The organism is Mycobacterium sp. TY814, assembly GCF_030755175.1.
GTDB lineage: Bacteria > Actinomycetota > Actinomycetes > Mycobacteriales > Mycobacteriaceae > Mycobacterium.
This window is the reverse complement of sequence record NZ_JAUFRY010000003.1, coordinates 130,315-155,558: the sequence shown is the minus strand read 5'-3', so window position 1 is coordinate 155,558 and position 25,244 is coordinate 130,315. Positions and strand designations below refer to the sequence as shown.

Genomic DNA, 25,244 nt, shown 5'->3' with positions numbered 1-25,244 from the left:
TCGTGGCGTTGGTATTGCTCTACCTGGTGGTTCTGATCCTCGTGGCCGTCGTGTTGTTCGGCATCGCCAGCCTGCTTTTCGGTCGCGGCGAGCAATTGCCGCCCCTGCCGCGGGCGACGACGGCGACGGTGCTGCCGGCGTACGGCGTCACGGCTGCGGACGTGGAGGCCGTCAAGTTCACCCAGGTGCTGCGCGGATACAAGACCAGCGAGGTCGATTGGGTGCTGGACCGGCTGGCCCGCGAGTTGGAGGCGCTGCGCGGCCAGGTGGCCGCTCTGCAAGCCTCCGGAACCGAGGCGCCACCGGCCGACGACGTGGACGCCTCCGACGTCGACGTCGTCGCGGTAGACCGCTCCGGGCCGACATGAGCGAGGACGGCCTGGTCCGCTGCGGTTGGGCCGTCGTGCGGCCGGGGCCCGATGCCGACCTCTACCGCGACTATCACGACCAGGAGTGGGGCCACCGCCTCACCGATGGCACGGCGCTGTTCGAGCGGATGAGCCTGGAGGCGTTCCAGAGCGGGCTGTCCTGGCTGATCATCCTGCGCAAGCGGGAGAACTTCCGGCGCGCGTTTCACGGCTTCGACATCGAGAAGGTCGCCCGCTTCACCGACGCCGACGTGCAGCGGCTGCTCGAAGACGACGGCATCGTGCGCAACCGGGCAAAGATCGAGTCGACGATTGTTAACGCGCGTGCCGCCTTGGATCTGGGATCGCCCCAAGACCTGTCCGACCTGCTGTGGTCGTTCGCGCCGCCGCCCCGCCCCCGGTTTGCCGAGCTGTCCGAAATTCCCTCTACCAGCCCGGAATCCACGGCGATGGCACGGGAGTTGAAGCGTCGCGGCTTCCGATTCGTCGGCCCCACCACCGCGTACGCACTGATGCAGGCGACCGGCATGGTCGACGATCACATCAGCACGTGCTGGGTGCCGGCGGGCGGTTCTGGACAACTCAGGTAGGCCTCAGGTTGGCCTCACAAGCGGGTCTAAGTGCACCTGGTCTCCCCGATAGGGAACAATGGTGGGGTGATTTGGCAGTTCAATGTCGGGTATGGCTGGAAATCCACTGGCGGGGCGTGCTCGGCGCCGACCAGGTCCGCGGGTGCGGGCCAGCTCGAATCTGGAGGGAGCGCTCGATGGCGGCGATGAAGCCCCGGACCGGTGACGGTCCACTTGAAGCAACCAAAGAGGGGCGCGGCATCGTGATGCGGGTACCACTTGAAGGTGGCGGTCGCCTGGTGGTCGAGTTGACGCCGGACGAGGCTGCCGCGCTGGGCGACGAGTTGAAGGGCGTCACCAGCTGACCCGCGGACGGTTCACCCGTCCGCTCAGGCACACACCTTCCGGTAGATGTCCAGCGTCTGCTCGGCGATGTGGGCCCACGAGAATTCCTCGATACAGCGCTGACGACCCGTGTAGCCGTATTGCTGCGCCCGGTCGGGATCGGCGACCAGTGCGTTGACCGCCTCGGCCAGCCGCGCCTCGAACGCCGCCGGGTAGTCGGCGTCGTAATGCACCAATGACCCGGTGACGCCGTCGGCAACCACCTCGGGGATACCGCCCACGTCGGAGGCCACCACCGCCGTCGCGCAGGCCATTGCCTCCAGGTTCACGATGCCCAACGGCTCGTACACTGACGGGCAGACGAAAACTGTTGCCGCCGTGAGTATTTCGCGCAGCTTCGTCTTGTGCAGCATGTCGCGTATCCAGAACACCCCGGTGCGGCTGTGTTCGAGCCTGGCGACCGCCGAGCGCACTTCCTCCGCGATTTCCGGGGTGTCGGGAGCGCCGGCACACAGGACCAACTGAACCTCTGGGCTGAACTGATGCGCCGCCGCCACCAGGTGAGGGACGCCTTTCTGGCGGGTAATGCGCCCGACGAACGCGACAATGGGCCGGTTCGGGTCAACCCCGTGCTCGGCGAGCACCGAGCCGGTGTGGACGGGACCGGCCGGGTGCCAGAACTCGGTGTCGATTCCGTTGCGGATCACGTGCACCGCGTTGGGGTCCATGGTGGGGTACACCCGCAGAATGTCGTCGCGCATGCCCGAGCTGACGGCGATGACCGCGTCGGCGGCCAGTGCGGCCGTGTGCTCGACCCAAGACGACACCTGGTAGCCGCCGCCGAGTTGCTCGGCCTTCCACGGCCGCAGGGGTTCCAGTGAATGAGCGGTCAGCACGTGCGGGACGTCGTACAGGAGCTTGGCCAGATGGCCCGCCATGCCGGTGTACCAGGTGTGGGAGTGCACGACGGTCGCGGCGTTGGCCGCGTTGGCCATCACCAAGTCCGCCGACAGGGTGGACAGGGCCGCGTTGGCACCGCGCAGGCGGGGATCCGGCTGGTGGGCGAAGGCGCCGGGGCGTTCGGCTCCCATGCAGTGCACGTCGACAGCGCACAGCCTGCGCAATTGGGATACCAGTTCGGTGACGTGTACGCCGGCTCCGCCGTAGACCTCCGGAGGGTATTCCCGAGTCATCATCGCCACCCGCATACCCGAACCGTAGTTCGGCGACGATGCAGCCCGCAGGGCGGGCTGCTGACGAGCGCGCCGGAAAGGGCTGGAACTGCGCCAACTTATTTAAATATTCGTTTATCTAGCCAATGGACATTCGGGGACCTACCGGTGGCAGCGGTTCGTGGCTGCCGATAGGTTTGTGCCATGAGGGAAGCGCCGCACGTGCTCGGCATCGTGCTGGCCGGTGGTGAGGGCAAACGGCTTTATCCCTTGACCGCCGACCGCGCCAAGCCCGCGGTTCCCTTCGGCGGGGCCTACCGGCTGATCGACTTCGTGCTATCCAACCTGGTCAACGCCCGCTATCTGCGGATTTGTGTGCTCACGCAGTACAAGTCGCACTCGCTGGACCGCCACATCTCGCAGAACTGGCGTCTGTCGGGTCTGGCCGGGGAGTACATCACTCCGGTTCCCGCCCAACAACGTCTCGGGCCGCGCTGGTATACGGGTTCGGCCGACGCCATCTACCAGTCGCTCAACCTCATCCATGACGAAGACCCGGACTACATCGTGGTCTTCGGAGCCGATCACGTGTATCGGATGGACCCCGAGCAGATGGTGCGGTTCCACATCGACAGTGGGGCCGGCGCAACCGTGGCCGGCATCCGGGTGCCGCGGACCGAGGCGAGCGCTTTCGGCTGCATCGACTCTGACGAGTCGGGCCGGATCCGGAGTTTCATCGAGAAGCCGCTGGATCCGCCCGGCACGCCGGACGACCCGTCGAGCACGTTCGTGTCGATGGGGAATTACATCTTCACCACCAAGGTGCTGATCGACGCGATCCGCGCGGACGCCGACGACGACCACTCCGACCACGACATGGGCGGCGACATCATCCCGCGACTGGTCGAGGACGGGCTGGCCGCTGTCTACGACTTCAGTGACAACGAGGTGCCCGGTGCCACCGACCGCGACCGGGCCTACTGGCGCGATGTGGGAACGCTGGACGCGTTCTACGACGCGCACATGGATCTGGTGTCGGTGCACCCGGTGTTCAACCTGTACAACAAGCGCTGGCCGATCCGCGGGGAGTCGGAGAACCTGGCGCCGGCCAAGTTCGTCAACGGCGGCTCGGCGCAGGAATCCGTGGTGGGTGCCGGCAGCATCATCTCGGCGGCGTCGGTGCGTAACTCCGTGCTGTCGTCGAACGTCGTGGTCGACGATGGCGCGATCGTCGAGGGCAGCGTGATCATGCCGGGGGCCCGTGTCGGCCGCGGCGCGGTGGTGCGCCACGCGATCCTGGACAAGAACGTGGTCGTCGGGCCCGGCGAGATGGTCGGCGTCGACTTGGAGAAGGACCGGGAGCGTTTCGCGATCAGCGCCGGCGGCGTGGTCGCGGTGGGCAAGGGCGTCTGGATCTAGCGGACGCGCGGCACCGGACCCCTCGCTCGCCGGGCAGTGGCGCCGCCTAGGGGATCTCGGGGATCAGAAGGTGCGCGTCATAGCGCGGGCCCCAGCGCAAAGTCACCAGACCGCGCGGCGGATCGGGATAGGCCGCCGGGAACTGGCCGGTGAGCGGGTTGCGCGGGAACAACCAGCGTCCGCCGACCACGAACCGCAGCTGCTCACCGGCGCGGAACAGGGTCGCCGACGGGCCCAGCGCCACGTCCAGTGCGATCACCTCACCCGGACGCACCGGCTGCGCTCGGTCGCAGGCCGGGACCGGCTCCCACGGCGTGGAGAGCTCCGGGTCGATTGCGCGCAACGACACCCGCTGCCAGCCGGTGCTGACCCGATCGCGGCCGAAGCCGTACGAACCTTCGAACCCGACGTAGCGCCCGTCGCGCCACTTCTCCACGCCTACGAAGATGTTGGCGTCGTCGAAGCCGTCCAACTGCACCCACAGCCGCGCCGCCATCGGGCCGCTCAACTCGATGTCCTGTGGCACCGTCCAGTTGAATGATGCTGCACGAGAGTGGGTTTGGAACGTAATGCTGCCCGCAGTGGTGGGCGGCTCGGGGGACAGGGCTCCGGCAGCGGACAGATACAGCCGTCGCCAGCGGGTCCGGGCGAGCGGCCATTCGTTCTCTTCGCGCACCGAGACTATGGTGTCGCGGTCCTCGCGCACTTCCAGCCGCACACTGCGCGACACCGGTGCGCCGTCCAGCGCGGTCCGGAAGAACCGCAGCTGCTCGCTCAGCGCGTGCTCGGAGTAGAACTCCCGCCACTTGCCGCCGCGGTGGGTGTACAACCGCGTGAAGCTGGAACCGGCCTGGGTGAAGGCCCGGATCGACCCGCGGGTGTGCAGATTGTTGTCCGAGAAACTGCCACAGACCAGCATCGGTGCCGTGATGGCCGGCAGATCGGGCGTCAGCGCTCGCCACGTGTCATCGCGCAGCGGATGCTCTTCCTGCAGTTCCTTCAGGCTGTAGGTTTGCCGGGTCCGATTCACCATGAACGACCACAATCTGGTGAAGCCGAACTCTCGGACCCCGCCGGGAAAAGTCAGGTCGCGGTAGGGATCGGTGAGTCCTTCCCACGGACAGATGGCCCGGAGCGCGGGCGGGTTCAGGGCGGCGACGGCGTACTGGCTGATGGCCAGGTACGAGACGCCCAGCATGACGACCCGGCCGTCACTCCACGGCTGGTCCGCGATCCACTGCACCAGGTCGTAGGTGTCCTCGGCCTCTTGATGAGACAGCAGCTTGCCGGTGCCGTCCGAGTGCCCGCATCCGCGCGAATCGGCGTTGACGACCGTGAAGCCCTGCCCGGTCCACCACGCCGGATCGGGGGCTTCCCATCCGGTCAGGGCTGAGAAGGTCAGCGGTCCGGGTTGACGCAGCGCGCGGAACTGCGGAGAGAACGTCCAGCGGTTGCGCCGGCGCCGGGGCAGGTCGTCTTTGCCGTAGGGGTGGATGCTCAGCAGGACGGGCCGTGGCGTTCGCTCACCTTGGTGGAAGACGTTGATCCGCAACGCAGTTCCGTCGCGGGTCGGCACTTCGATGTCGCGGTCGACGACGATGTCCGACGGCGGATCGGTGACGGTGACCGGCGGCCGGGCAATACTGCGAAGCCGTTCCCGCGCATACTTCGCGGCGCCGGGCCGCCGCCAGGGCCGGTCGAGGGCGGGTGCCGGGTCTCTGGCCACGCCGTTACCTTAGACGCGCCGCGGTGCCCCGCGCGAGCAGACGCAAATTCGCGCTGGAACGCCTGTTCCAGCGCGAATTTGCGTCTGCTCGGCCCACCGGGGCGCCCGTCACCAGACGTGGGGGACCAGGCGGTAGCGCACCTGCCGGGTGTATTCGCGGTATCCCGCCAACTCGGTGTTGAGCAGCTTCTCCTCGTCGAGGATCCGCAGCACCAGCACCGCGACACCCGCGAGCACGATCAGCAGCCCCCAGTACGAGCCGAGGGCCAACGGGATGCCCAGCATCATGACAAGCGACCCGCTGTACATCGGGTGCCGGACGATCCCGTACAGGCCGTCGGAGGTCAGGGTCTGCCCCTGCTCGACCGTGATCGTTGCCGCGGCATAACTGTTCTGGATCACCACCAGCAGGGCCACACCCAGTCCGGCGGCGATCATCACGTCGCCGAACACCGACACCCACGCCGGGACGGAGGACCAGCCCATTCGGTGGTCGAACGCGCTGAATGCCATCACCCCCATGGACGCCAGGAACAAACCGGTCACGAGGACCTTCTGCACGGTCCGGCCCTCGGCGCGCGGTCCACCCCGCATGCGTCGCCGCAACGCCGCCGGGTTGGTCACCGCCAGCCAGACGGTGGACACCGTTGTCGCGCCCATCGCGACTGCGACGAACACCCACCCCTGCCAGTAATGCAACGTCCCGGCCGGCACGAACACCAGCACGCTGTAGAGAACCACCCCGTACAGCAGCGACGCGACTATTTTGACGACCGTTTTCATGACCGCAGGTCCCGCCGACGGAAAGCCATGGCGCCCAGCGCAATCAATGCGCCGTCGATGGCCAGCAGCCACAGCAGCGGCACTGCGGTGAAATCCCCGCCCACGCGCGGGGTGTGCGCGAACGGTTCGAGGTCGAGCATCCACTGCGGCGATCCCGAGAGGGAACCGAGGAGGTACAGCGCGACGAATCCGACCAGCACACCCCACGCGCCGGATGTGAATCGCGGTCTCAGGCCGAACAATACGAGTGTCACTGCCGACAGCAGCCACACGGCGGGCAGTTGCACGGCCGCGGTGCCCACCACGGTGGGCAGCTTGCCCATGACGTCGCCGGCGGCCATGCCGTAGGCCAGCCCGCCGGCCGCACCGGCCAGCATGATGGCCAACGTCGACCCGCCCAGTGCCATCAGCAGATGACTTGCCAGCAGGCGGGTGCGCGAAATCGATCCGGAGAGCAGGGTTTCGGCGCGCTGACTGGTCTCCTCCTGGTGCACCCGTAGCGATAACGAGATCGCGAATGCGGCCGCGATCATGCCCAGCATGCCGAACCCGACGGTGATGAATCCCTCTTCCAGCGCGCTGGTTCCACCCAGTCGCGCCAGGATATCCCGTCCGGCCGCGCCGCCCAGCTCGTCACCGATCCCGTGGGTGACGCTGCCGATCAGGAGCCCGTACAACGACAGCCCGACCGTCCACACCACCAGTGCGCCGCGATCGAGGCGCCACGCCAGGCCGAACACTCCCGCGAGCGCCGCTGAGGCGGTACGACGGCCGCTGCGTTCGGCGAACAGTCCGGCACCGACGTCGCGGCTGGCCAGCAGCCGGTACGCGAGGGCGGTGAGCACCGCCGTCGTCGTCAGGTGCAGCAGCAACACCCACCAGCGGTCACCGGCGTACGGACGCACCTGCAGCGACCAGCCCAGCGGAGACAACCACGACAGAGCGCCCGAGCCTGCGTCGCCGACCGCGCGCAGCGTGAATGCCGCGCCGAGCACCGCGAACGCAAAGCCCCGGGCCACCCGGGCGCTGGGCGAGAGCTGCGCGGCGACCGCCGCCACGGCGGTGAAGACCAGCCCGGACGCGGCCAGCGCCGCGCCGAACGCCACCGAACCGCCCGGCGCGACGTCGGTGGCGAGCAGCCCCGCGGCGCCGATCAAACCGGTTGCCACACAGGCGCCGAACGCCAACAACAGCGCGGCGGTGAGGCTGGCGTACCGGCCTACCGCGGTCGAGTCGATCAGTTCGGCGCGACCGGTTTCCTCGTCGGCCCGGGTGTGGCGGATCACGGTGAGGATCACCGCGACCGCGATCAGCGTGTGGAACATCCCGGCTTTCCAGATGCCGACCGCGCCGAGCCCGTCGTTGTAGATCTGGCCGTAGAGCGCGCGCTGCGCGGGACTTGCCATGATCGACGCCGCAAACCCGGCTCGCTCGGCCGCGGTGGAGTAGACCTTTTCGATGCTGCCGATATACACGCTTCCCAACGGGAGCGACAGCAGCAGCACCCACAGGGGCAAGACGACCCGGTCGCGGCGCAGGTAGAGCCGCAACAATCCGAATGTCCCCGCGAGCAGCGAACCACGTTGCGGCACAACGGTTGGCCGGTCTGCAAGCGCGGTGCTCATCGCGCGGCCACCTCCTTCGCGTCGCGGTCGCCGTTGGTGCTGTAGTGGCGCATGAACAGTTCCTCCAGTGAGGGCGGCTGGCTGACGAGGCTGCGCACGCCCGCGTCGCCGAGCACCCGGATCAGTTCGCCGAGACTTTCGCCGTCGACCTGGGCGCGCACCGTGTTGCCTTCGACGCTGACGTCCGCCACGCCCTTGATCCGGGAGAGATCGCCCGGGTCGCCGATCAATTCGGCTTTGATGGACGTCCGGCTCAGGTGGCGCATCGATTCCAGTGACCCGCTCTCGACCGTCCTGCCCGCCTGGATGATGGTCACCCGCTCGCAGAGCGCTTCGGTCTCGGCCAGGATGTGACTGGACAGCAGAACGGTGACGCCCCGGTCGCGTGCTTCGGCGACGCATTGCTGAAAGACGTTTTCCATCAACGGATCCAGCCCGCTGGTCGGCTCGTCGAGCAGCAACAGCCGGGCCCGCGACGAGAACGCGGAGATCAGCGAAACCTTCTGCCGGTTGCCCTTGGAGTAGGTGCGCACCTTCTTGGTGGGGTCGAACTCGAAGCGCTCGATGAGCTCAGCCCGCAACCGCTGGTCGATGCCACCCCGCATCCGTGCGAGGAGATCGATGGTCTCACCGCCGGTCAGCGACGGCCAGAGTGTGACATCCCCGGGCACATAGGCAATCTGGCGGTGCAGCTGGACGGCGTCGGTCCACGGGTCCCCGCCCAGTAGCCGCACCGCGCCGCCGTCGGCCTTGACCACACCGAGCAGGATGCGGATGGTCGTCGACTTGCCGGCGCCGTTGGGTCCCAGGAAGCCGTGCACTTCGCCTTCGTGCACGGTGAGGTCGAGGCCGTCGAGTGCCCGCACACTGCCGAAGTTCTTGGTGAGACCGCGAACATCGATGGGCGCCTGGTGGCTAGTTGTCATGTGACCCTCCTTGGTTCTCCGCTGCGAGAAACGCGTCGTACATGGTGCGGTCGGTCATCAGGCCCTCGGAATACACCTCGAGGGCGGGCAACACCATGTCGTTTGCGTAGTCGCGCAATACTGTGCGTAAATCCGTTGGGGTGGAATGCATCTGGAGGTAGAGCAGAAAGCCGCCACCACCGGTGATGGCCAGGTACTGGGCCCTGGCCTGCGGGTCACGACTCGGCTTGACGGTGCCGGCCCGCACGCCTTCCTCGAGATATGCTTCGACATTGTCGATCATCCGCTGCCACAACATGTTTGCGAGTTCGCCGCCGGACTGCATGCTGCGCACCAGATAGGCCATCAAGGGTGCGTAGGACTCGATCTCGGCCATTTGTCCCAGCCACGTGGCGGGGTCGTTGGACTGGATCGCCTCTGACTTGCTGCTGCGGATCTCTTCGGCGACGTATTCGTCGCAAGCCTTGCGCAGGCCCTCTTTGGAACCGAAGTGGTGAATGACGAGAGCCGCGCTCACGCCCGCTGCCTCGGCAATGCGGCGCACTCCCACGCCGAATCCGTGCTCACCGAACTGTGCGATGGCCGCATCGCGAATCCGGGCCACGGCAGTCAGATCGGCTGAATGCATGTTCAGTACGCTAAACGAGCGTTCAGCCGCGGTCAAGGGGGTAGGCCCGAGCTGGACGTGGACGGACCGGAGATCACGCGAAATGGTCCGCAGCACTCTGCTTTTCGGTACGGTTTGTCCCGGGTCGTGCGGGGGCAGCGGCCGGGGGCGAATAAGTCGGCCCGAAAATTCGTGGGGGCGTGATGAGTTTCTTGATGTTGCCGCCGGAGATCACTTCGGCGCAGATCTTCTCCGGGGCAGGCTCGGGGCCGATGTTGGCAGCGGCAGCGGCCTGGGACGGGCTGGCCGCCGAGTTGGCGTTGGCAGCGGAGTCCTTCAACTCGGTGACGTCGGATGTGGTGCAGGCGTCCTGGCAGGGCGCCGCCTCGAGGGCGATGGCCGCCGCGGCCGCGCCGTATTCGTCATGGTTGAGCACGGCGGCGGCCCACGCCCAAGCGGCGGCCGGTCAGGCCAATGTGGTGGCTGCGGTATTCGAGTCGGCGCGTGCGGCAACGGTGCATCCGCAATTGGTGGCGACAAATCGGACTCAGTTCGTTTCGCTGGTGCGGTCGAACATCTTCGGCTTCAACGCACCGGCGATCGCGGCTGCGGAGGCGCTGTACGAACAGATGTGGGCCCAGGATGTGACCGCGATGTCGGGCTACCACGCCGGGGTGTCCGCCGCCGCCGCGCAGCTGGCACCGTTTCAGCAGCTCGCACAGGGCCTCAACGTGGGCCTCAATCAAGGCCTCAACCTGGGGATCGGCAATATCGGAGACTTCAACGTCGGGGGCGGCAACGTCGGAAGCTTCAACGTCGGCGCGGGCAACAGCGGCCCGGGGAACGGCACCGGCAACTTCGGCCTGGGCAACTACGGCTCGTTCAATATCGGTGCCGGCAACGGGAACGCGACTCTGGGCGCGGCCGGCGCGCCGTATCCCGGTGCGGCTACCTACAACATCGGCCTGGGCAACATCGGTCAGTTCAATGTCGGACTGGGCAACGTCGGCACCGGCAATCTCGGTTTCGGAAACGGGAATTTGGCCGGGGCGGTAACCGGAACGGCTTCTGCCTTCAACGTGGGCCTGAACAACCTCGGGAGCTACAACACCGGCATCGGGAACATCGGCCTCAACAACTTCGGTCTGGGCAATGTCGGTAACAACAACATCGGTATCGGGCTCACCGGCAACAACCAGATGGGCATCGGAGGGCTCAACGCCAATAACGCCGCCTGGAATTTCGGGCTGGGCAACAACGGCAGCTTCAACGTCGGCTTCGCCAATACCGGCGACGGCAATCTGGGGCTGGCCAACACCGGGCACGGCAATATCGGCATCGGGCTGACCGGCGACAACCAGATCGGCTTCGGCGGCCTCAACTCCGGCAGCGCCAACACCGGCCTGTTCAACTCCGGCGCCGGCAACTCCGGATTTTTCAACTCCGGCAGCGCAAACCTGGGCTTCGGCAACACCGGCGTCCATAACGTCGGGCTGCTCAATTCCGGTGCCAATAGCTTCGGCCTCGGAAATTCCGGCAGCACCAACACCGGGTTGTTCAATGCCGGCAGCTTCAACACCGGGTCGTTCAACGCCGGTAGTACGAATATGGGGCTGGCCAACTCCGGCAACGGCAACTTGGGGGCGTTCAACTCCGGCGGTACTTCGCTGTTCGGCCACAACGTGGGCTTGTTCAACGCGGGCAACCACAACGTGGGCTCGTTCAACGCCGGCTTCGGCAACGTCGGTTGGTCCAACACCGGCATCGGCAACACCGGCGGCTTCAACGCCGGGGGCAGCGGTACGGATCCCGTGTTCGGTCAGGGCTTCCTGGGACTGGCCGGCAATACCGGCTTCTTCAATACCGGCTTCACCAATACGGGTCTGTTCAATTCCGGTGACACCAACACCGGTCTGTTCAATTCGGGTGACGTCAATACAGGCTTCGGCGGCACCGGTATTCACACCGGCAGCTCGGGCTTCGGCAACTCGGGCACGGGCAACTCCGGCTTCTTCAACTTCGGCAACTTCAACTCGGGTCTGAACAACACATCCGCCGGTGGCTACGCCTCGGGTTGGGGCAACTCCGGCGGCGGTGAGGACAACGCGGGCTTCTTCAACGCCAGCGACGCCGGTACTGACACCGGATTCTTCAACCGCGGCGCGGGTGGACTGAAGGTGGGCTTCTTCAACGCGGGCAACCACGACATCGGCTTCGGCAATGCCGGCTACTACAACACGGGATTCTTCAACACCGGCCAGCACAGCTCGGGTGTGGGCAATACCGGTCCGGGTGCGGACTCGGGTGCGTTCAACGCGGGCGTCGGGCAGTCCGGCTTCTTCAACCGCGCCTGAATCGCAGGGGACGGGCTCACACTGCCGCCCATCCCCCGTCCACGCTGAGGATGGTGCCGTGGATGTTGGCGGCGTCGTTGCCGCTCAGGAACACCACTGCAGCGGCCACCTCCGCCGGAGTGCTCATCCGGCGCGACGGGATGCGCGCCAGCATCGGCCCGACATTGTCGGCGAATTCGAGCGCGCGTTCAGTGGCGATCGGTCCGGGCGCGACGGCGTTCACCCGCACCCCGGCCGGTCCGTATTCGTCGGCCCACGACTTGGTGAAGGAATGCAGAACCGCTTTGGTGCCGGAGTAGACGGCCGAACCGGCCGACCCGCGCAGGCCGGTGATGGAACCGATGTTGACGATCGCACCCCGGCCCGCCCGGGCCATCTGCGGCGCGATCAGGCCGGTCAGCAGGAAGGGTGCAAACACGTTGACGGCAAACGCATCGGTCAACTCCTGCTCGCTGACATCGGCGGTGGCGGTGGGCATCAGCAGGGTGGCGGCGTTGTTCACCAGCATGTCGAGGTGGTCGTCGGCGGCTTTCATGGCGCGCTTGGCAATGCCCGCGATCGCGTCCGTGCCCGCTCCCAGGTCGCCGTCGACGAAGGTCGCGCGTCCGCCTGACGCGACGATGTCATGGACGACGGCTTCGCCACGGGAAGCGTTGCGCCCGTTGACGATCACATACGCGCCGTGGGCGGCGAGCGCACGGCTGATGGCGGCGCCCAGACCGGCGGTGGCACCGGTGACCAATGCCGTGCGTTCGGATAACTGCGTACTGTTTGGACTCATGAGTCCACAGAGTTCCGTTTTCGAAATGGACTCACAAGTCCAGAAATTGACCGCGAAGGGCCGGGCCACCCGCCAGCGCATCATCGAGGGCGCGGCCGGCGAGATCCGGGCCCACGGCATCGCGATGACCACGCTGGACGACATCATGGCCCGTAGCCACACGTCCAAGAGCCAGCTGTTCCATTACTTCCCGGAAGGCAAGGACCAGCTGCTGCTGGCGGTCGCCGCATACGAGTCGGCGATGGTGATCGAAGACCAGCAACCACACCTGGGAGACCTGACCTCCTGGGCGGCCTGGCAACGATGGCGGGACGCCGTGGTGGACCGCTACCGCCGTCAGGGGCAGAACTGCCCGATCGCGGTGCTGATGTCGGAGATCGGCCGGACCACCCCTGGCGCACAGGCCGTCACCGTCGAGCTGATCTCGCAATGGCACGATGCGATCGCCACCGGAATCCGCTCGATGCAGAACAGCGGCAAGGTGTCCGCACGCGTAGACCCGGACCAGGCCGCGGCGGCACTGCTGGCGGGAATTCAGGGCGGCGTCGGCATCATGCTCGCCACCGGCGACCTGTCGTATCTGGAAGCGGCCCTGGACACCGGGATCGCGGGGCTGCGCGGCTCCTGACGGCGACGGCCAAAACTCCGCCGATTTCCCGACTTTTTTCCGTATCCAGTGCCAAGATGTCGGTCGGGCCGAATTACGCATCGAGGAGTAGCGAAATGTCATTTGTGGTCGCGGCACTGGACATGATCGAAACTGCGTCGGCGGATGCCGCGCAGGTCGGAGCGGCGGTCGGAGCCGGCAATCTGGCCGCGGCGATCCCCACCACCGGACTGGCCGCGGCCGCTGCCGACGAGGTGTCCGTCGCGATCGCGAGCTTGTTCGGAACGCACGCCAACGACTACCGGGCGGCGGCGGCGCAGGCGGCGGTGTACCACCAGGAATTCGTGCGGAACCTCGGCGCCGCCGCGGCCTCCTACGGCGGCGCCGAAGCGGCGATCCTCGCGCAGTTGGAGGCCACACTGCTCGGTGGGGGTGCCGCCTCCGCTCCGCTGGAAGCACTCAACGAAATCACCTCGGGCGCATTCCAGGCCCTTATCTACAAGCCTATTCACCAAGCCGGGCAGACCTGGATCGCGAGCCCGCTCGGCCAGGCGGTCGACCCGATCATCAACGCACCCACTCAGGCGTTGTTAGGGCGCGACCTGATCGGTAACGGCGTCGCCGGAACCGCGCTCAGCCCCAACGGTGGAGCGGGCGGCTTGCTGTTCGGCGACGGCGGGTCCGGCTATTCACCGACCGGGGGTGTGCTGCCGCTGAACGGTGGAATTGGCGGCAATGCCGGTTTGATCGGTACGGGTGGCACCGGCGGGACGGGCTGGGCCGGTGGCGCGGGCGGCGCCGGGGGTGTCGGCGGCCTGCTGATGGGCAATGGCGGCCGGGGCGGGCTGGGCGGTGCGGCGTTGCTCCTGGGCGATCCCGGCGGTGCCGGCGGGGCCGGCGGCCAGGCGTTGCTGTTCGGCGACGGCGGGTACGGCGGCGCCGGCGGGGCCGGCACCCCCACCGGGGCCAGCGGCGCCCGCGGATTCCCGGGTCTGTTCATCGGCTTGGGCGGTTCCACCGTCCCCGTCCTCAACGACCAACTGGTGACCATCGAGTTCGTGCGGCACGGCCAGACGGCCAGCAACGTGGCAGGCATTCTCGATACAGCCGTGCCCGGCCCGCCGCTGGACGCAACGGGCGTGCTGCAAGCGGCCAACGTCGCCAATGTGCTCAACGGCCAGGGCATCTTCGCCGGCATCTTCGACTCGCAGATGATCAGGACCCAGGAAACGGCAGCGGCGCTGGTGGCCTACCTGGGACAGCCGGCCGCGGTCGTACTGCCCGGTCTCAACGAGATCAACGCCGGGTTGTTCGAAGACCTGCCGCAGATTCCGGCGGGATTGCTGTATCTGGGTGGCCCGCTGGTGTGGACCCTCGGCTTGCCGGCGTTCCCGATGCTGGCCCCGCTGTCGACGAACCCGACCGGCCTCAACTTCGCCGCCGGTTTCGACTCTGCAGTGCAAACGATGTACAACGTCGGTGCGTCGGCTCCCAGCCACGCCGTCGTCGCCTATTCCAGCGCCCTGACCATCGAGACCGGGACCATGATGATGGTCGACAACCCCAACCCGCTGTTCCTGCTCACCCGGACCTTGCCGAACACCGGTGTCGTCGTGGTCCAGGGCAGCCCCGCAACAGGTTGGACGATGGTGAGCTACAACGGCGCCGCCGTGGGGCCGGCGGACCTGCCGACCCAGTTGTTCGTCGACGTGCGCAACTTCGTCACGGCACCGCAGTACGCGGGTTACGACGTCGGGGCGGCCCTGCTGACCGGCAACCCGGCGACGATCGTTAACGCGGTTCGCGACGGCGTCCGCGAAGTCGCGACCGCGACCGTCCACTTCCCGTTCGCGGTCGCCGAAACCCTGCTCGGCGCCTGACGCTCAGTCGCGGACGGCGGCCAGCAGGCCGTCACCCAGCGGTATCAGCGCGGGCGTCAGCCGTTCGTCCTCGGCGATCAACCGGGCCGCCTCACGGACGGCTGCCACCTCGGCGTCCCGCGCCTCGGGATCGCCGGCCCGCCCGCCCAGTGCCGCGCGATGCACGACGATGACTCCGCCGGATCGCAACAGACGGACGCCTTCGACGACGTACTCCGGCTGGTCGATCGGATCGGCGTCGATGAACACCAGGTCGTAGGAGTCATCGGCGAGCCGGGTGAGCACTTCCTGAGCGCGCCCGCTGATGAGCCGGGTGCGCGACGGTCCGATGTGCGCCTCGGCGAACGCCTGACGGGCCAGCCGGACATATTCCGGTTCGATATCGATGGTGGTCAGGACGCCGTCGTCGCTCATGCCCGACAGCAACCACAGCCCGCTCACGCCCGCCCCGGTGCCGACCTCGGCAACCGCCTTGCCGCCGCTCAGCTTCGCCAGCAGGCTCAGCAGCGCTCCCACCGCGGGTGTGACCGCGCCGGCGCCGCTGTCGACGGCGCGTTCCCGGGTGCCGGCCAGGATCGCGTCCTCCGATATCGACTCTTCGGCGTGCGCCACAAGCGAATCCGCCCTGCTCCGAGTCGCGTGGCCAGTCTCGTCACTGTTGTTGGACGTGCCCTCCATGTCCGCAGAGTATGCCCAACCGCCGGAGGCGTCGCTCAGGCGCGCCCGTGGGAACCGGCGCCGACACGCCCGGACCCGGCCGGGCGACGCACCTCATAGCAAACTCCATAACCCCTGGACAACCCAGGTAACAGTATGGTTTCTCAGCTAAAGCTCAGACTGCTCATACCTGGCCCACACTCGGGTACGCGACGGTAGGCCGTATGGAACGCGGCGGAGGTTGGAGCGGGAATACGGGATGGGAACTTCGTGTTTCGGCGAGTGAGGAAATGCCGACCCTGGATGGCAGGGGAAAGCCGGAGGAATTGACCATCACTACTTTGAGCCCGACCACCATGTCGCACCCGCAACAGGTTGCCGAGAGCGACTGGGTGGAATCATCTGACGCGTTGCTTGGTACCGCGATTTTCGACGCGACCGGCGACAAGGCCACCATGCCGTCCTGGGACGAACTGGTGCGTCAGCACGCCGACCGCGTCTACCGGCTGGCTTACCGGCTCTCGGGCAACCAGCACGACGCCGAGGACCTGACGCAGGAAACCTTCATCCGGGTGTTCCGGTCCGTGCAGAACTACCAGCCCGGCACTTTCGAAGGCTGGCTGCACCGCATCACCACGAATCTGTTCCTCGACATGGTCCGGCGCCGCGCCCGCATCCGCATGGAGGCGCTGCCCGAGGACTACGACCGGGTGCCGGCCGACGAGCCCAACCCTGAGCAGATCTACCACGACTCGCGGCTCGGTCCGGACTTGCAGGCAGCGCTCGACTCGCTGCCACCGGAGTTCCGCGCCGCGGTGGTGCTGTGCGATATCGAAGGCCTGTCGTACGAGGAGATCGGCGCCACCCTGGGCGTCAAGCTCGGCACCGTGCGCAGCCGGATTCACCGGGGGCGCCAAGCGCTCCGCGACTACCTGGCCGCTCATCCCGAACTCGGCCTGCACGACGACCGCTCGATGCGGTCGGCCAGCTGAGTCACCGGCGCAGGCTGATCATCGTTTCGGCCACTGCACGGTTGCCAACTGATCCCAAATTCCGGGGTTTAAAGGTCCGATCATGGTTATCAAGCAGCACACCGCGCTACATTCGAGATACAAATGGCTCAATAGGGTGCGGAAGGAGCTGGTAATGGCCGACCGGGGAGATGTGTTCCGGCGTGCGTTCTCGTGGCTACCCGCCCAATTCGCCTCCCAGAGCGATGCCCCGGTAGGTGCGCCGCGCCGCTTCGGTTCCACGGAGCACCTCTCCATCGAGGCCATCGCCGCGTTCGTCGACGGCGAGCTGAGGATGAACGCACACCTGCGCGCCGCGCACCATCTCTCGCTCTGCGCCCAGTGCGCGGCCGAGGTGGACGACCACAGCCGCGCGCGGGCTGCGCTGCGCGACTCCCACCCGATCCGCATTCCCAGCTCGTTGCTCGGGTTGCTGTCCGAAATTCCGCACTACCCACACGAGGAAACCCTGCCGCTCTCGGATGACTTTGCCGAGCGCGATGATCACCGGAAGCGCCGCTAGCTTGGGGTTTGGGTGCCTGCGCGGGCCCTCGCGTGGGTTCATGCCGACCGGCGGGGATCCGTGGATACTAGGGTGGACAGCACAACTTCCAGGGCCGTGCGGTTCTTCGCTGCGTATACGGCCGGCCCGGTGCCGGGCCCCGAAACGGATCTAGAAGAGGAACCGTGAGCTCCGACGAAGGCAACAACAGCGGCCAGGAAACCGAACGGCTGGCGCCGCGTCCCATTTACCGGCCGCCGGTGGACCCTGGCTCGCGTCAGACGTTCGGACGTCCGGCCGGGCAGCAGGGTTCCTTCGTCGCCGATCGGGTGCGTCCGCAGAAGTATCGGGACCAGTCCGAGTTCCGGCCGCACGACAAGCCGTCCGACCCGGTGCTCGCCGAGGCCTTCGGTCGTCCGTTCGGCGGCACCGAGACTTTGCAGCGTCATCCGATCGATGCCGCTGCGCTGGCCGGCGAGAAGAATGGTGAGCCCGACGAGCCCGAGGATCCCTGGCGCGATCCGGACGCGGCCGCTGCGCTGGGAACTCCGGCGCTGCCTCCGATCGTCACCCACGGCGAACTGCGCCACAGCGGCAAGCTCGGCGTCCGCGATGTGCTGTTCGGCGGCAAGGTGTCGTATCTCGCGCTGGCCGTGCTGCTCATCATCGCGCTGGCGATCGGTGCGATCGGTGGGGTGATCGGCCGCAAGACCGCCGAAGTGGTCGAGGCGTTCACCACCTCGAAGGTGACGCTGTCCACCGCGGGCAATGCCGAAGAGCCGGCCGGGCGGTTCACCAAGGTCGCGGCCGCCGTCGCCGACTCGGTGGTGACGATCGAGTCCAAGAGCGACCAGGAGGGGATGCAGGGCTCCGGCGTCGTCATCGACGGTCGTGGCTACATCGTCACCAACAACCACGTCATCTCCGAAGCCGCCAACAACCCCAGCCAGTTCAAGACGACCGTGGTCTTCAACGACGGCAAGGAAGTGCCCGCCAGCCTGGTCGGCCGCGACCCCAAGACCGACCTGGCCGTCCTGAAGGTCGACAACGTCGACAACCTGTCCGTGGCGCGGCTCGGCAATTCCGACAAGGTGCGGGTCGGCGACGAGGTGATCGCGGCCGGTGCCCCGTTGGGTCTGCGCAGCACCGTCACGCACGGCATCATCAGCGCGCTGCACCGCCCGGTTCCGTTGTCGGGCGAGGGCTCTGACACCGACACCGTCCTGGACGCCATCCAGACCGACGCCTCGATCAACCACGGCAACTCCGGTGGGCCACTGATCGACATGGACTCCCAGGTGATCGGCATCAACAGTGCGGGCAAATCGTTGTCCGACAGCGCCAGCGGGCTGGGTTTCGCGATCCCGGTCAACGAGATGAAGTTGGTCGCCGAGACGCTGATCAAGGACGGCAAGATCGTGCACCCGACGCTGGGCATCAGCACCCGGTCGGTGAGCAACGCGATCGCCTCGGGCGCGCAGGTGGCCAACGTGAAGGCCGGGGGACCCGCGCAAAAGGGCGGAATCCTGGAGAACGACGTGATCGTCAAGATCGGGGGCCGGAAGGTCGCCGACTCCGACGAAGCCGTCGTCGCCGTGCGGCAGCTGACCATCGGCCAGGACGCGCAGATCGAGGTGGTCCGCGACGGGCGTCATGTGACGCTGACGGTCAAACCCGACCCCGACACCAGCTCGTGATGATCGCAAGCGCGGCGCAGCCGGGCGCTGCGGGTCAGCACCATCCAACCGTGATGATCGCAAGCGCGGCGCAGCCGGGCGCTGCGGGTCAGCACCATCCAACCTGATGTTCGCCAACATCGGCTGGGGGGAGATGCTCGTCCTTGTGGTGGTCGGGCTGGTGGTGCTCGGCCCGGAGCGGCTTCCCGGTGCGATTCGCTGGACGGCCGGCGCCCTGCGGCAGGCGCGTGACTACCTCAGCGGTGTGTCCAACCAGCTTCGCGAGGACATGGGGCCCGAGTTCGACGACATCCGCGGCCAGCTCAGCGAACTGCAGAAGTTGCGCGGGATGACCCCCCGCGCGGCGTTGACCAAGCACTTACTCGACGGTGACGACTCGATCTTCACCGGCAACTTCGACGCACCGGCACCGCAGCCCCCGGCCCAGCAGCCGCCTGCCCAGCCGCCGCAGCCGCCGGCCGCGTCTGCCCCGCCCGAACGCACCCCGTTCGACTCCGACGCCACCTGAGCGTCCGCTCGCGCCACCTAGCGGCGGGTCGGGTCCAAGCCCAGGGACATGCCTGCCAGGCCGCGACGGCGCGACGACAGCACGTCGGCGATGCGGCCCAACTCCTTGCCCACCGCGGAGTCCGGTGTGCTGAGCACCATCGGCACGCCGGTGTCGCCGGCGGCCACCAGCGCGGGGTCCAGCGGGATCTGGCCCAGCAGCGGCACGTCGGCGCCCACCGCACGCGACAGCCGCTCGGCGACCTGCCGGCCGCCACCCTCGCCGAACACCTGCATCGTGGAGCCGTCGGGCAGGGTCAGCCCGGACATGTTCTCCACCACACCGGCGATGCGCTGGCGCGTCTGGATCGCAATGCTGCCCGCCCGCTCGGCCACCTCGGCGGCGGCCAGCTGCGGCGTGGTTACCACCAGGATCTCGGCGTTGGGCAGCAGTTGGGCGAGTGAAATGGCGACGTCGCCGGTGCCGGGCGGCAGATCGAGTAGCAGCACGTCCAGGTCGCCCCAGTACACGTCCGACAAGAACTGCTGCAGCGCCCGGTGCAGCATGGGCCCGCGCCACACCACCGGGGTGTTGTCCTTGGTGAACTGCGCGATCGAGATGACCTTCACTTCGTGGGCGATGGGCGGCAGGATCATCGACTCCACCTGGGTGGGCCGGTCGGTGGTGCCCATCATCCGGGGGATGGAATGGCCGTGGATGTCGGCGTCCAGCAGGCCGACGGACAGGCCTCGTGCGGCCATCGCGGCCGCCAGGTTGACCGTGACGGTCGACTTGCCGACGCCCCCTTTGCCCGACGCGACCGCGTAGACCCGAGTCAGTGAGCTGGGCTGGGCGAACGGGATAACGGGTTCGGCGGCATCCCCGCGCAACTGCTTGCGCAGTTCGGTGCGCTGCTCGTCGTTCATCACGTCCAGGCTCACCCGCACCGTGCCGGTACCCGGAACGTCGGTGACCGCCTGGGTCACCCGCTCGCTGATTTCGCTCTTCTTCGGGCAGGCTGCGGTGGTCAGATAGATCTCGACGTGCACGCTTCCGTCGGCGCCCAGATCGATGCTCTTGACCATCCCCAGTTCGGTGATGGGGCGGCGTAGTTCAGGGTCGATCACCTTGCCCAGCGCTGAGCGGATAGCCGTGGTCAGATCGGTTGCGTCATCTCGGGTTGCGGACATCAACGCCGAGTCTAGGCGGCTCGGCCGCAAGGCTTTCGCCGACGGTCAGCTGACCGGGGCCAGTACCGGTTCTCCGGGTGCCGGCGGGCTGGGCTGAGCCGGGCCGGCGGGCTTGGGCGTCGGTGCGCCGTTGGGTGCCCGGTTCGCCGGTGCCGGCGGGGCGGGTGCGGGGGCCGCTGGTGCGGGTGGCGCCGGCGGCGCGGCCGGAGGCATCGGTGGCGGGGCGAACGGGTCGGGGAACGCCGGCGCGGCCGGGGGAGCCGGGGGTGCGGCGGGAGCGATGACGATCCCGCCGTTGGGGATGGGGCCGGCGCCCGGTGGCAGCGAGTCAGGGGTTTGCGAGCTGATGCAAATCAGGGTGCAGCCCGGAGTGGCCACCGGAGCCGGCTGCGGCACCTGGGCCGGCGGCATCCACGGCCACATCGGCGCCTGCGGGTTCTGGTACAGGTTCGGGTACTGCGCGACGATCTGTGGCTGCCCGAAGTCGATCAGCGGCATGTGCTGGCCCATCGGGTCGCCGACACCCAATCCGGTGACATTCATCGGCAGGTTCGGCCCGAGGCCTTCGGGGTGTTCGAGGTGCGCGTCGCCGATCGGGGGCGGGGGACCGGTGATCGGCGGCAGGTCGACCGGAACCACGCCGGTGGCGTAGGCGGCGGCCCAGCCCAGCACGTTCTGGGCGTAGGACATCGAGTTGTTGTAGCGCAGGATCGCGGCCATCACCTGCTGCGGATCGCGCAGGTTCAGCCCGCCGCTGCACAGGTACCGGGCGGCGGCCAGGGTGGCGTCGAACAGGTTCTGCGGGTCGGGGATGCCGTCGCCATCACCGTCGACGGCATAGCGCGCCCAGGTGCCCGGGAGGAACTGCATGGGACCCATGGCGCGGGCGTAGGTCACCCGGTTGCCCTGGTCCCGCTGCACGATGACCTCGTTGCCGGGCAGCGTGCCGTCCAGTGCCGGACCGTAGATCGGGTTGGTCGCGGTGCCGCGGGCGTCGACGGCGCCGCCACCCGCATGGCCCGACTCGATGCGTCCGATGCCGGCGAGCAGGTTCCAGCTGACTCCGCAGCCAGGTTGCGCGGTCGACATCTTCTGCTCGGCATTGCGGTAGGCCGACAGCGCCATGATCGGAATCCCCAGTGCGCCAGGGGTATTCACGACGGTGGGGGGCGGCGGCGCGGAACTGGTGGCCGCGGCGACGTGGAAGCTGGTCGGCACCCGCTGGATGGAGATGACGGTGGGGCCGGAGAGGTCGGTGTGCGGAGCTGGGCCGACCGCGGCCACCGGTGTGATCGCGGCGCGGTGCGGTTGATTCTTGCCGTGCAGTGACGGCGCTGCGGCACCGACCGCGCTGGCGAAGATCAGCGGCGAGATCATGGCGACGCCGAAAACCGGTGTGCGGGTGACGCGAAGTGCCGTCTGTCGCACCTTCGCGACGGCCGGGTTGTCAGCCCAGCGTCCCCCAATATGCACCTCGACCGTCCTCAAATTCTGTGAGCCGCCGGGAAACTGACCAGTTGTTAGCTTCGTGAACTAGATCACCATACATAACTCTCGTCACGGGAGTAATGCAATGGGCGACTTCATTCTCAGCTGGTTTTCTTAGCACGGCGCCCAGCACCGTCGGACACCGCTGTCTGCACGTCCGCCAACAGGTTTTTCAGGCTTTCCAGTTCGTGACGCAGGTAGTCACGCGTGGGAACTTCGCCGATGGCCAACCGCAGCGCGGCCAGTTCGCGGGCCAGGTATTCGGTGTCGGCCTTGGTCTGCGCCGCGCGGCGACGATCCTCTTCCAGGGCGACCCGGTCGCGGTTCTCCTGCCGGTTCTGGGCGAGCAGGATCAGCGGCGCGGCGTAGGCGGCCTGGGTGGAGAACGCCAGGTTGAGCAGGATGAAGGGGTACGGGTCCCATTGCCACTGGATGGCGATCATGTTGATCGCGATCCACACGATCACCACGATCGTCTGCAGCAGCAGGTAGCGCCCGGTGCCGAAAAACCGTGCGATGGACTCGGTGAACTGTCCCACCGTCTCGGGGTCCAACCGCGGTGTGTAGCGGCGTGAGGTACGCGGGGTGTACAGCCGTCGCGTCGTCTGGGATTTGCTCATACGGCATCTCCGGTCCGTGGCGGCCTGCCGGCGGGATCGAGCTGCTGAACGTCCACGCGCCAGTCATGAGGCAGCAGATGGTCGAGCAGGTCGTCCACCGTCACCGCGCCCAACAGATGGTTCTGGTCGTCGACCACCGGACCGCACACCAGGTTGTAGGCGGCGAAATACCGTGTGACCGCACCCAACTGGGTCTCTGGCGACAGGGTCAGCAGATCGGTGTCGACGATGCCGCCGACCAGTTCGGACGGCGGGTCGCGAAGCAGTCGCTGCAGGTGCACGCAGCCCAGGTAGTGGCCGGTGGGAGTGGCGGTCGGCGGGCGTGCCACGAACACCATCGAGGCCAGCGCGGGGGTCAGGTCAGGATCGCGGAGTCGGGCCAGCGCCTCGGCGACCGAGGTGTCCGGGGTGAGCACGACCGGATCGGACGTCATCAGCCCGCCTGCCGTGTCAGGAGAGTGCTTGAGTAGTCGCCGCACCGGGTCGGAGTCGTCGGGATCCATTCGGGTCAGCAACATCTCGGCGTCGGTCGGGTTGAGCACCCCCAGCACGTCGGCGGCGTCGTCGGGATCCATCTCCTCGAGCACGTCGGCCGCGCGGTCGGTGCCCAGTTGCGCCAGGACCTCGGCCTGATCCAGTTCGGGCAGCTCCTGCAGGATGTCGGCCAGCCGGTTGTCGTCGAGCGCCTTGAACACCTCGTAGCGGCGCTTGGTGGGCAGCCCCCGGATAGCGTCGGCGACGTCGACGGCCCGCCGTCCCTCGAACTGGTCCAGCAACTGCGCCACGCCCTGACCCGGCATGGCCAGGGCCGATGGAGTCAATCCCTGCACGTTCTGCCAGTCCACGACGTGCACTGGGCCGCGACGTCCCAGCCGGCGTTGGGTGCGTACCGCCACCCTGGTCACCACCCAGTCGCGGGTCCGGGTCTGCTCGATACCCAGGTCGGTGACCACGACGTCAACACCGGCCAGGTCGGGTAGGTCAGGGTCGTTGACCCGCACCGGGGTGTCGAGCACCTGTCCCATCGCCAGCACCTCGCCGGGGCGCTGCTCGAAGTGTCGCAGCGACACGTTGCCGGTCCGCAGTGTCACCGCGTCCGGTTCGATCGCCGCGACCCGCAGGATCGGGATGAAGATGCTGCGCCGGGTGGCGAGATCGACGACCAGGCCGAGCACGCGTGGTTGCTGGCGGACGATGCTGATGCTGATCACGACGTCGCGGACGCGCCCGAAGGATTCGCCGAGCGGGCCGAGCACCATCATGCGCGGCAGCCGTGCCACGTACACCCTGTTGACCGACGCCATAGGAGAGAGCGTAGGCAGCGGGTGTGGAGGCGGCAGGTTGGGGCTGCGTGGCGATCGCAAGCCCGGCGGAGCCGGGCGCGGCGGGTCGCCACCATCAGGTTGCGTGGCGATCGCAAGCCCGGCGGAGCCGGGCGCGGCGGGTCGCCACCATCAGGTTGCGTGGCGATCGCAAGCCCGGCGGAGTCGGGCGCGGCGGGTCGCCACCATCAGGTTGCGTGGCGATCGCAAGCCCGGCGGAGCCGGGCGCGGCGGGTCGCCACCATCAGGTTGCGTGGCGATCGCAAGCCCGGCGGAGCCGGGCGCGGCGGGTCGCCACCGGAGGACCGGCCGGCGCCTAACTCAGTGCGAGCCGAGACTGAACATCAGTGCGATGAAATAGACCAGCAGAGTCGCGGCGCTGATCACGATGCCGGCCACCGCGAGGCCGAAGCCGTCTTCGCGAGTCTGCTTGATCTGGTTGATCGCCACCGTGCCGCAGGCAATGCCCGCGATCGAGCCGACACAGCAGAAGACGCCGACGATGCCGCAGACCAGCGCGATGATCGCCATCGTGTTGGTGCCGGTCTGCATGGACCCGTACCCGCCGCCGTAGTAGTCCGGACCCGGGTAGTAACCGGCCGGGGGCGAGCCGTACGGGCCGGGCATCGGCGGGGGCGGCGGCGAGAAGGGCGGGGGATTGCCATAACCCGGGGCCGCGGCGCCGTACGGCGGCGGTGTGTAGCCGGACGGCGGAGTCGGCGGCGGATAGCCGGCCGCCAGGTTGGGCGGGTACCCGGGTGCCGGGTTGGGCGGGTAGCCAGGCGCCGGGTTGGGCGAGTAGCCGGGCGCCGGGCTGGGCTGGTAGTCGGGCGGGTAGCCGGGGAGCGGCGCCTCCTGAGTGGGCGGGTAGTCGACCGCAGGTGGCGGGTACTCCGCTGCCGGAGACGACGACGGCGCGACCCACGGAGCGTCGGATACCGGCTGCTCAGCGGCTTGCGTCTGATCCGACGGGGCGGGCTGCGCGGTGTCGTTGTCCTGGCCGGAGGAGTCGCCGGGAGCTGTCATGGAGATGAACGTAGCGTATGGGCCGGCAGTGGGTACGGCGTCGATGCAGCGCGCAGGCGCCCCGCTCCGGCCAGGTGAAATGT

The 25,244-nt window shown here is 67.8% G+C and carries 24 protein-coding genes and 1 pseudogene; 12 read left to right on the top strand and 13 right to left on the bottom strand.

The genetic code is table 11. The features are described 5' to 3' along the window. Positions 1 to 2 precede the first annotated feature (2 nt). The 3 genes from QXH22_RS21965 to QXH22_RS21955 all read left to right on the top strand — a co-directional run bounded on the left by QXH22_RS21965 (position 3) and on the right by QXH22_RS21955 (position 1,302). Complete coding sequence (locus QXH22_RS21965) at positions 3 to 368, top strand: DivIVA domain-containing protein (protein ID WP_306245421.1); 366 nt, start codon at positions 3 to 5, stop codon at positions 366 to 368. After that, complete coding sequence (locus tag QXH22_RS21960) at positions 365 to 958, top strand: DNA-3-methyladenine glycosylase I (protein WP_306277003.1); 594 nt, start codon at positions 365 to 367, stop codon at positions 956 to 958. Before QXH22_RS21965 ends, QXH22_RS21960 begins: the two co-directional genes overlap by 4 nt. Before the next feature lie 176 nt (positions 959 to 1,134). After that, positions 1,135 to 1,302 (top strand): DUF3117 domain-containing protein, encoded by a 168-nt coding sequence (locus QXH22_RS21955; protein ID WP_003406247.1) that lies wholly within the window; start codon positions 1,135 to 1,137, stop codon positions 1,300 to 1,302. Positions 1,303 to 1,326: 24 nt separating this feature from the next. On the opposite strand, the gene glgA is transcribed toward QXH22_RS21955, so the two are convergent. Then, entirely contained in the window at positions 1,327 to 2,490 is a 1,164-nt protein-coding gene (gene glgA / locus QXH22_RS21950; RefSeq protein ID WP_306245416.1) for a glycogen synthase, read from the bottom strand. 168 nt (positions 2,491 to 2,658) lie between these two features. Here glgA and glgC point away from each other — a divergent pair, with 168 nt between their 5' ends. Beyond that, positions 2,659 to 3,873, top strand: coding sequence for a glucose-1-phosphate adenylyltransferase (glgC, locus tag QXH22_RS21945; protein WP_306245415.1), 1,215 nt, complete (start codon positions 2,659 to 2,661; stop codon positions 3,871 to 3,873). Positions 3,874 to 3,919: 46 nt separating this feature from the next. Here glgC and QXH22_RS21940 read toward each other — a convergent pair whose 3' ends face one another. The 5 genes from QXH22_RS21940 to QXH22_RS21920 all read right to left on the bottom strand — a co-directional run bounded on the left by QXH22_RS21940 (position 3,920) and on the right by QXH22_RS21920 (position 9,561). Continuing rightward, the gene (locus tag QXH22_RS21940) at positions 3,920 to 5,599 is read right to left on the bottom strand and encodes a CocE/NonD family hydrolase (RefSeq protein ID WP_306277002.1); all 1,680 of its coding nucleotides are present in this window, start codon (positions 5,597 to 5,599) and stop codon (positions 3,920 to 3,922) included. Between the two features lie 108 nt (positions 5,600 to 5,707). Next, complete coding sequence (locus QXH22_RS21935) at positions 5,708 to 6,382, bottom strand: isoprenylcysteine carboxylmethyltransferase family protein (protein ID WP_306277001.1); 675 nt, start codon at positions 6,380 to 6,382, stop codon at positions 5,708 to 5,710. Continuing rightward, positions 6,379 to 8,007, bottom strand: coding sequence for an ABC transporter permease (locus QXH22_RS21930; protein WP_306277000.1), 1,629 nt, complete (start codon positions 8,005 to 8,007; stop codon positions 6,379 to 6,381). The genes QXH22_RS21935 and QXH22_RS21930 overlap by 4 nt, the downstream gene beginning before the upstream one ends. Then, positions 8,004 to 8,933, bottom strand: coding sequence for an ABC transporter ATP-binding protein (locus QXH22_RS21925; RefSeq protein WP_306245407.1), 930 nt, complete (start codon positions 8,931 to 8,933; stop codon positions 8,004 to 8,006). The genes QXH22_RS21930 and QXH22_RS21925 overlap by 4 nt, the downstream gene beginning before the upstream one ends. Further along, positions 8,923 to 9,561, bottom strand: a complete 639-nt coding sequence (locus QXH22_RS21920) for a TetR/AcrR family transcriptional regulator (RefSeq protein ID WP_306276999.1) — start codon at positions 9,559 to 9,561, stop codon at positions 8,923 to 8,925. The genes QXH22_RS21925 and QXH22_RS21920 overlap by 11 nt, the downstream gene beginning before the upstream one ends. A gap of 182 nt (positions 9,562 to 9,743) precedes the next feature. On the opposite strand from QXH22_RS21920, the gene QXH22_RS21915 reads away from it, so the two are divergent. Beyond that, complete coding sequence (locus QXH22_RS21915; protein ID WP_306276998.1) at positions 9,744 to 11,894, top strand: PPE family protein; 2,151 nt, start codon at positions 9,744 to 9,746, stop codon at positions 11,892 to 11,894. A 16-nt stretch (positions 11,895 to 11,910) separates the two neighbouring features. On the opposite strand, the gene QXH22_RS21910 is transcribed toward QXH22_RS21915, so the two are convergent. Beyond that, the gene (locus QXH22_RS21910; RefSeq protein WP_306276997.1) at positions 11,911 to 12,675 is read right to left on the bottom strand and encodes an SDR family NAD(P)-dependent oxidoreductase; all 765 of its coding nucleotides are present in this window, start codon (positions 12,673 to 12,675) and stop codon (positions 11,911 to 11,913) included. A gap of 25 nt (positions 12,676 to 12,700) precedes the next feature. Here QXH22_RS21910 and QXH22_RS21905 point away from each other — a divergent pair, with 25 nt between their 5' ends. Continuing rightward, positions 12,701 to 13,303, top strand: a complete 603-nt coding sequence (locus tag QXH22_RS21905; protein ID WP_306276996.1) for a TetR/AcrR family transcriptional regulator — start codon at positions 12,701 to 12,703, stop codon at positions 13,301 to 13,303. Between the two features lie 95 nt (positions 13,304 to 13,398). Further along, the gene (locus tag QXH22_RS21900; RefSeq protein ID WP_306276995.1) at positions 13,399 to 15,162 is read left to right on the top strand and encodes a PE domain-containing protein; all 1,764 of its coding nucleotides are present in this window, start codon (positions 13,399 to 13,401) and stop codon (positions 15,160 to 15,162) included. Positions 15,163 to 15,165: 3 nt separating this feature from the next. Here the strand turns inward: QXH22_RS21900 and QXH22_RS21895 are convergent, their stop codons facing one another. Continuing rightward, positions 15,166 to 15,840 carry an O-methyltransferase gene (locus tag QXH22_RS21895; protein ID WP_306245396.1) on the bottom strand — a complete coding sequence of 225 codons (675 nt, stop codon included), beginning with the start codon at positions 15,838 to 15,840 and terminating at the stop codon, positions 15,166 to 15,168. 203 nt (positions 15,841 to 16,043) lie between these two features. Between QXH22_RS21895 and sigE the strand changes: the two genes are divergently transcribed. The 4 genes from sigE to tatB all read left to right on the top strand — a co-directional run bounded on the left by sigE (position 16,044) and on the right by tatB (position 19,536). Next, positions 16,044 to 16,811, top strand: coding sequence for an RNA polymerase sigma factor SigE (sigE, locus tag QXH22_RS21890; RefSeq protein WP_306245394.1), 768 nt, complete (start codon positions 16,044 to 16,046; stop codon positions 16,809 to 16,811). A gap of 154 nt (positions 16,812 to 16,965) precedes the next feature. Beyond that, on the top strand, positions 16,966 to 17,352 hold the full coding sequence (rseA, locus tag QXH22_RS21885) for an anti-sigma E factor RseA (protein ID WP_306245392.1): 387 nt from the start codon (positions 16,966 to 16,968) through the stop codon (positions 17,350 to 17,352). A 164-nt stretch (positions 17,353 to 17,516) separates the two neighbouring features. Then, positions 17,517 to 19,028, top strand: a complete 1,512-nt coding sequence (locus QXH22_RS21880) for a S1C family serine protease (RefSeq protein ID WP_306245391.1) — start codon at positions 17,517 to 17,519, stop codon at positions 19,026 to 19,028. Positions 19,029 to 19,134: 106 nt separating this feature from the next. After that, positions 19,135 to 19,536, top strand: a complete 402-nt coding sequence (gene tatB, locus QXH22_RS21875) for a Sec-independent protein translocase protein TatB (protein ID WP_306245390.1) — start codon at positions 19,135 to 19,137, stop codon at positions 19,534 to 19,536. Between the two features lie 17 nt (positions 19,537 to 19,553). On the opposite strand, the gene QXH22_RS21870 is transcribed toward tatB, so the two are convergent. The 4 genes from QXH22_RS21870 to QXH22_RS21855 form a co-directional block, all read right to left on the bottom strand. Continuing rightward, positions 19,554 to 20,705, bottom strand: a complete 1,152-nt coding sequence (locus QXH22_RS21870; RefSeq protein WP_306245389.1) for an Mrp/NBP35 family ATP-binding protein — start codon at positions 20,703 to 20,705, stop codon at positions 19,554 to 19,556. A gap of 45 nt (positions 20,706 to 20,750) precedes the next feature. Further along, a complete protein-coding gene (locus tag QXH22_RS21865) occupies positions 20,751 to 22,178 on the bottom strand; it encodes a lytic transglycosylase domain-containing protein (protein ID WP_306245386.1) in 1,428 nt (475 codons plus the stop codon). A 116-nt stretch (positions 22,179 to 22,294) separates the two neighbouring features. Continuing rightward, the gene (locus tag QXH22_RS21860) at positions 22,295 to 22,813 is read right to left on the bottom strand and encodes a DUF1003 domain-containing protein (protein WP_306245385.1); all 519 of its coding nucleotides are present in this window, start codon (positions 22,811 to 22,813) and stop codon (positions 22,295 to 22,297) included. Further along, positions 22,810 to 24,117 (bottom strand): magnesium transporter MgtE N-terminal domain-containing protein, encoded by a 1,308-nt coding sequence (locus QXH22_RS21855; protein ID WP_306245383.1) that lies wholly within the window; start codon positions 24,115 to 24,117, stop codon positions 22,810 to 22,812. Before QXH22_RS21855 ends, QXH22_RS21860 begins: the two co-directional genes overlap by 4 nt. Positions 24,118 to 24,131: 14 nt before the next feature. On the opposite strand from QXH22_RS21855, the pseudogene QXH22_RS30565 reads away from it, so the two are divergent. Further along, positions 24,132 to 24,496 (top strand): annotated as a pseudogene (locus QXH22_RS30565) (hypothetical protein); the annotation flags it as partial. Here the strand turns inward: QXH22_RS30565 and QXH22_RS21850 are convergent. Further along, positions 24,457 to 25,161 (bottom strand): DUF4190 domain-containing protein, encoded by a 705-nt coding sequence (locus QXH22_RS21850; protein WP_306245381.1) that lies wholly within the window; start codon positions 25,159 to 25,161, stop codon positions 24,457 to 24,459. The pseudogene QXH22_RS30565 and the gene QXH22_RS21850 sit on opposite strands and share 40 nt — an antisense overlap. Positions 25,162 to 25,244 lie beyond the last annotated feature (83 nt).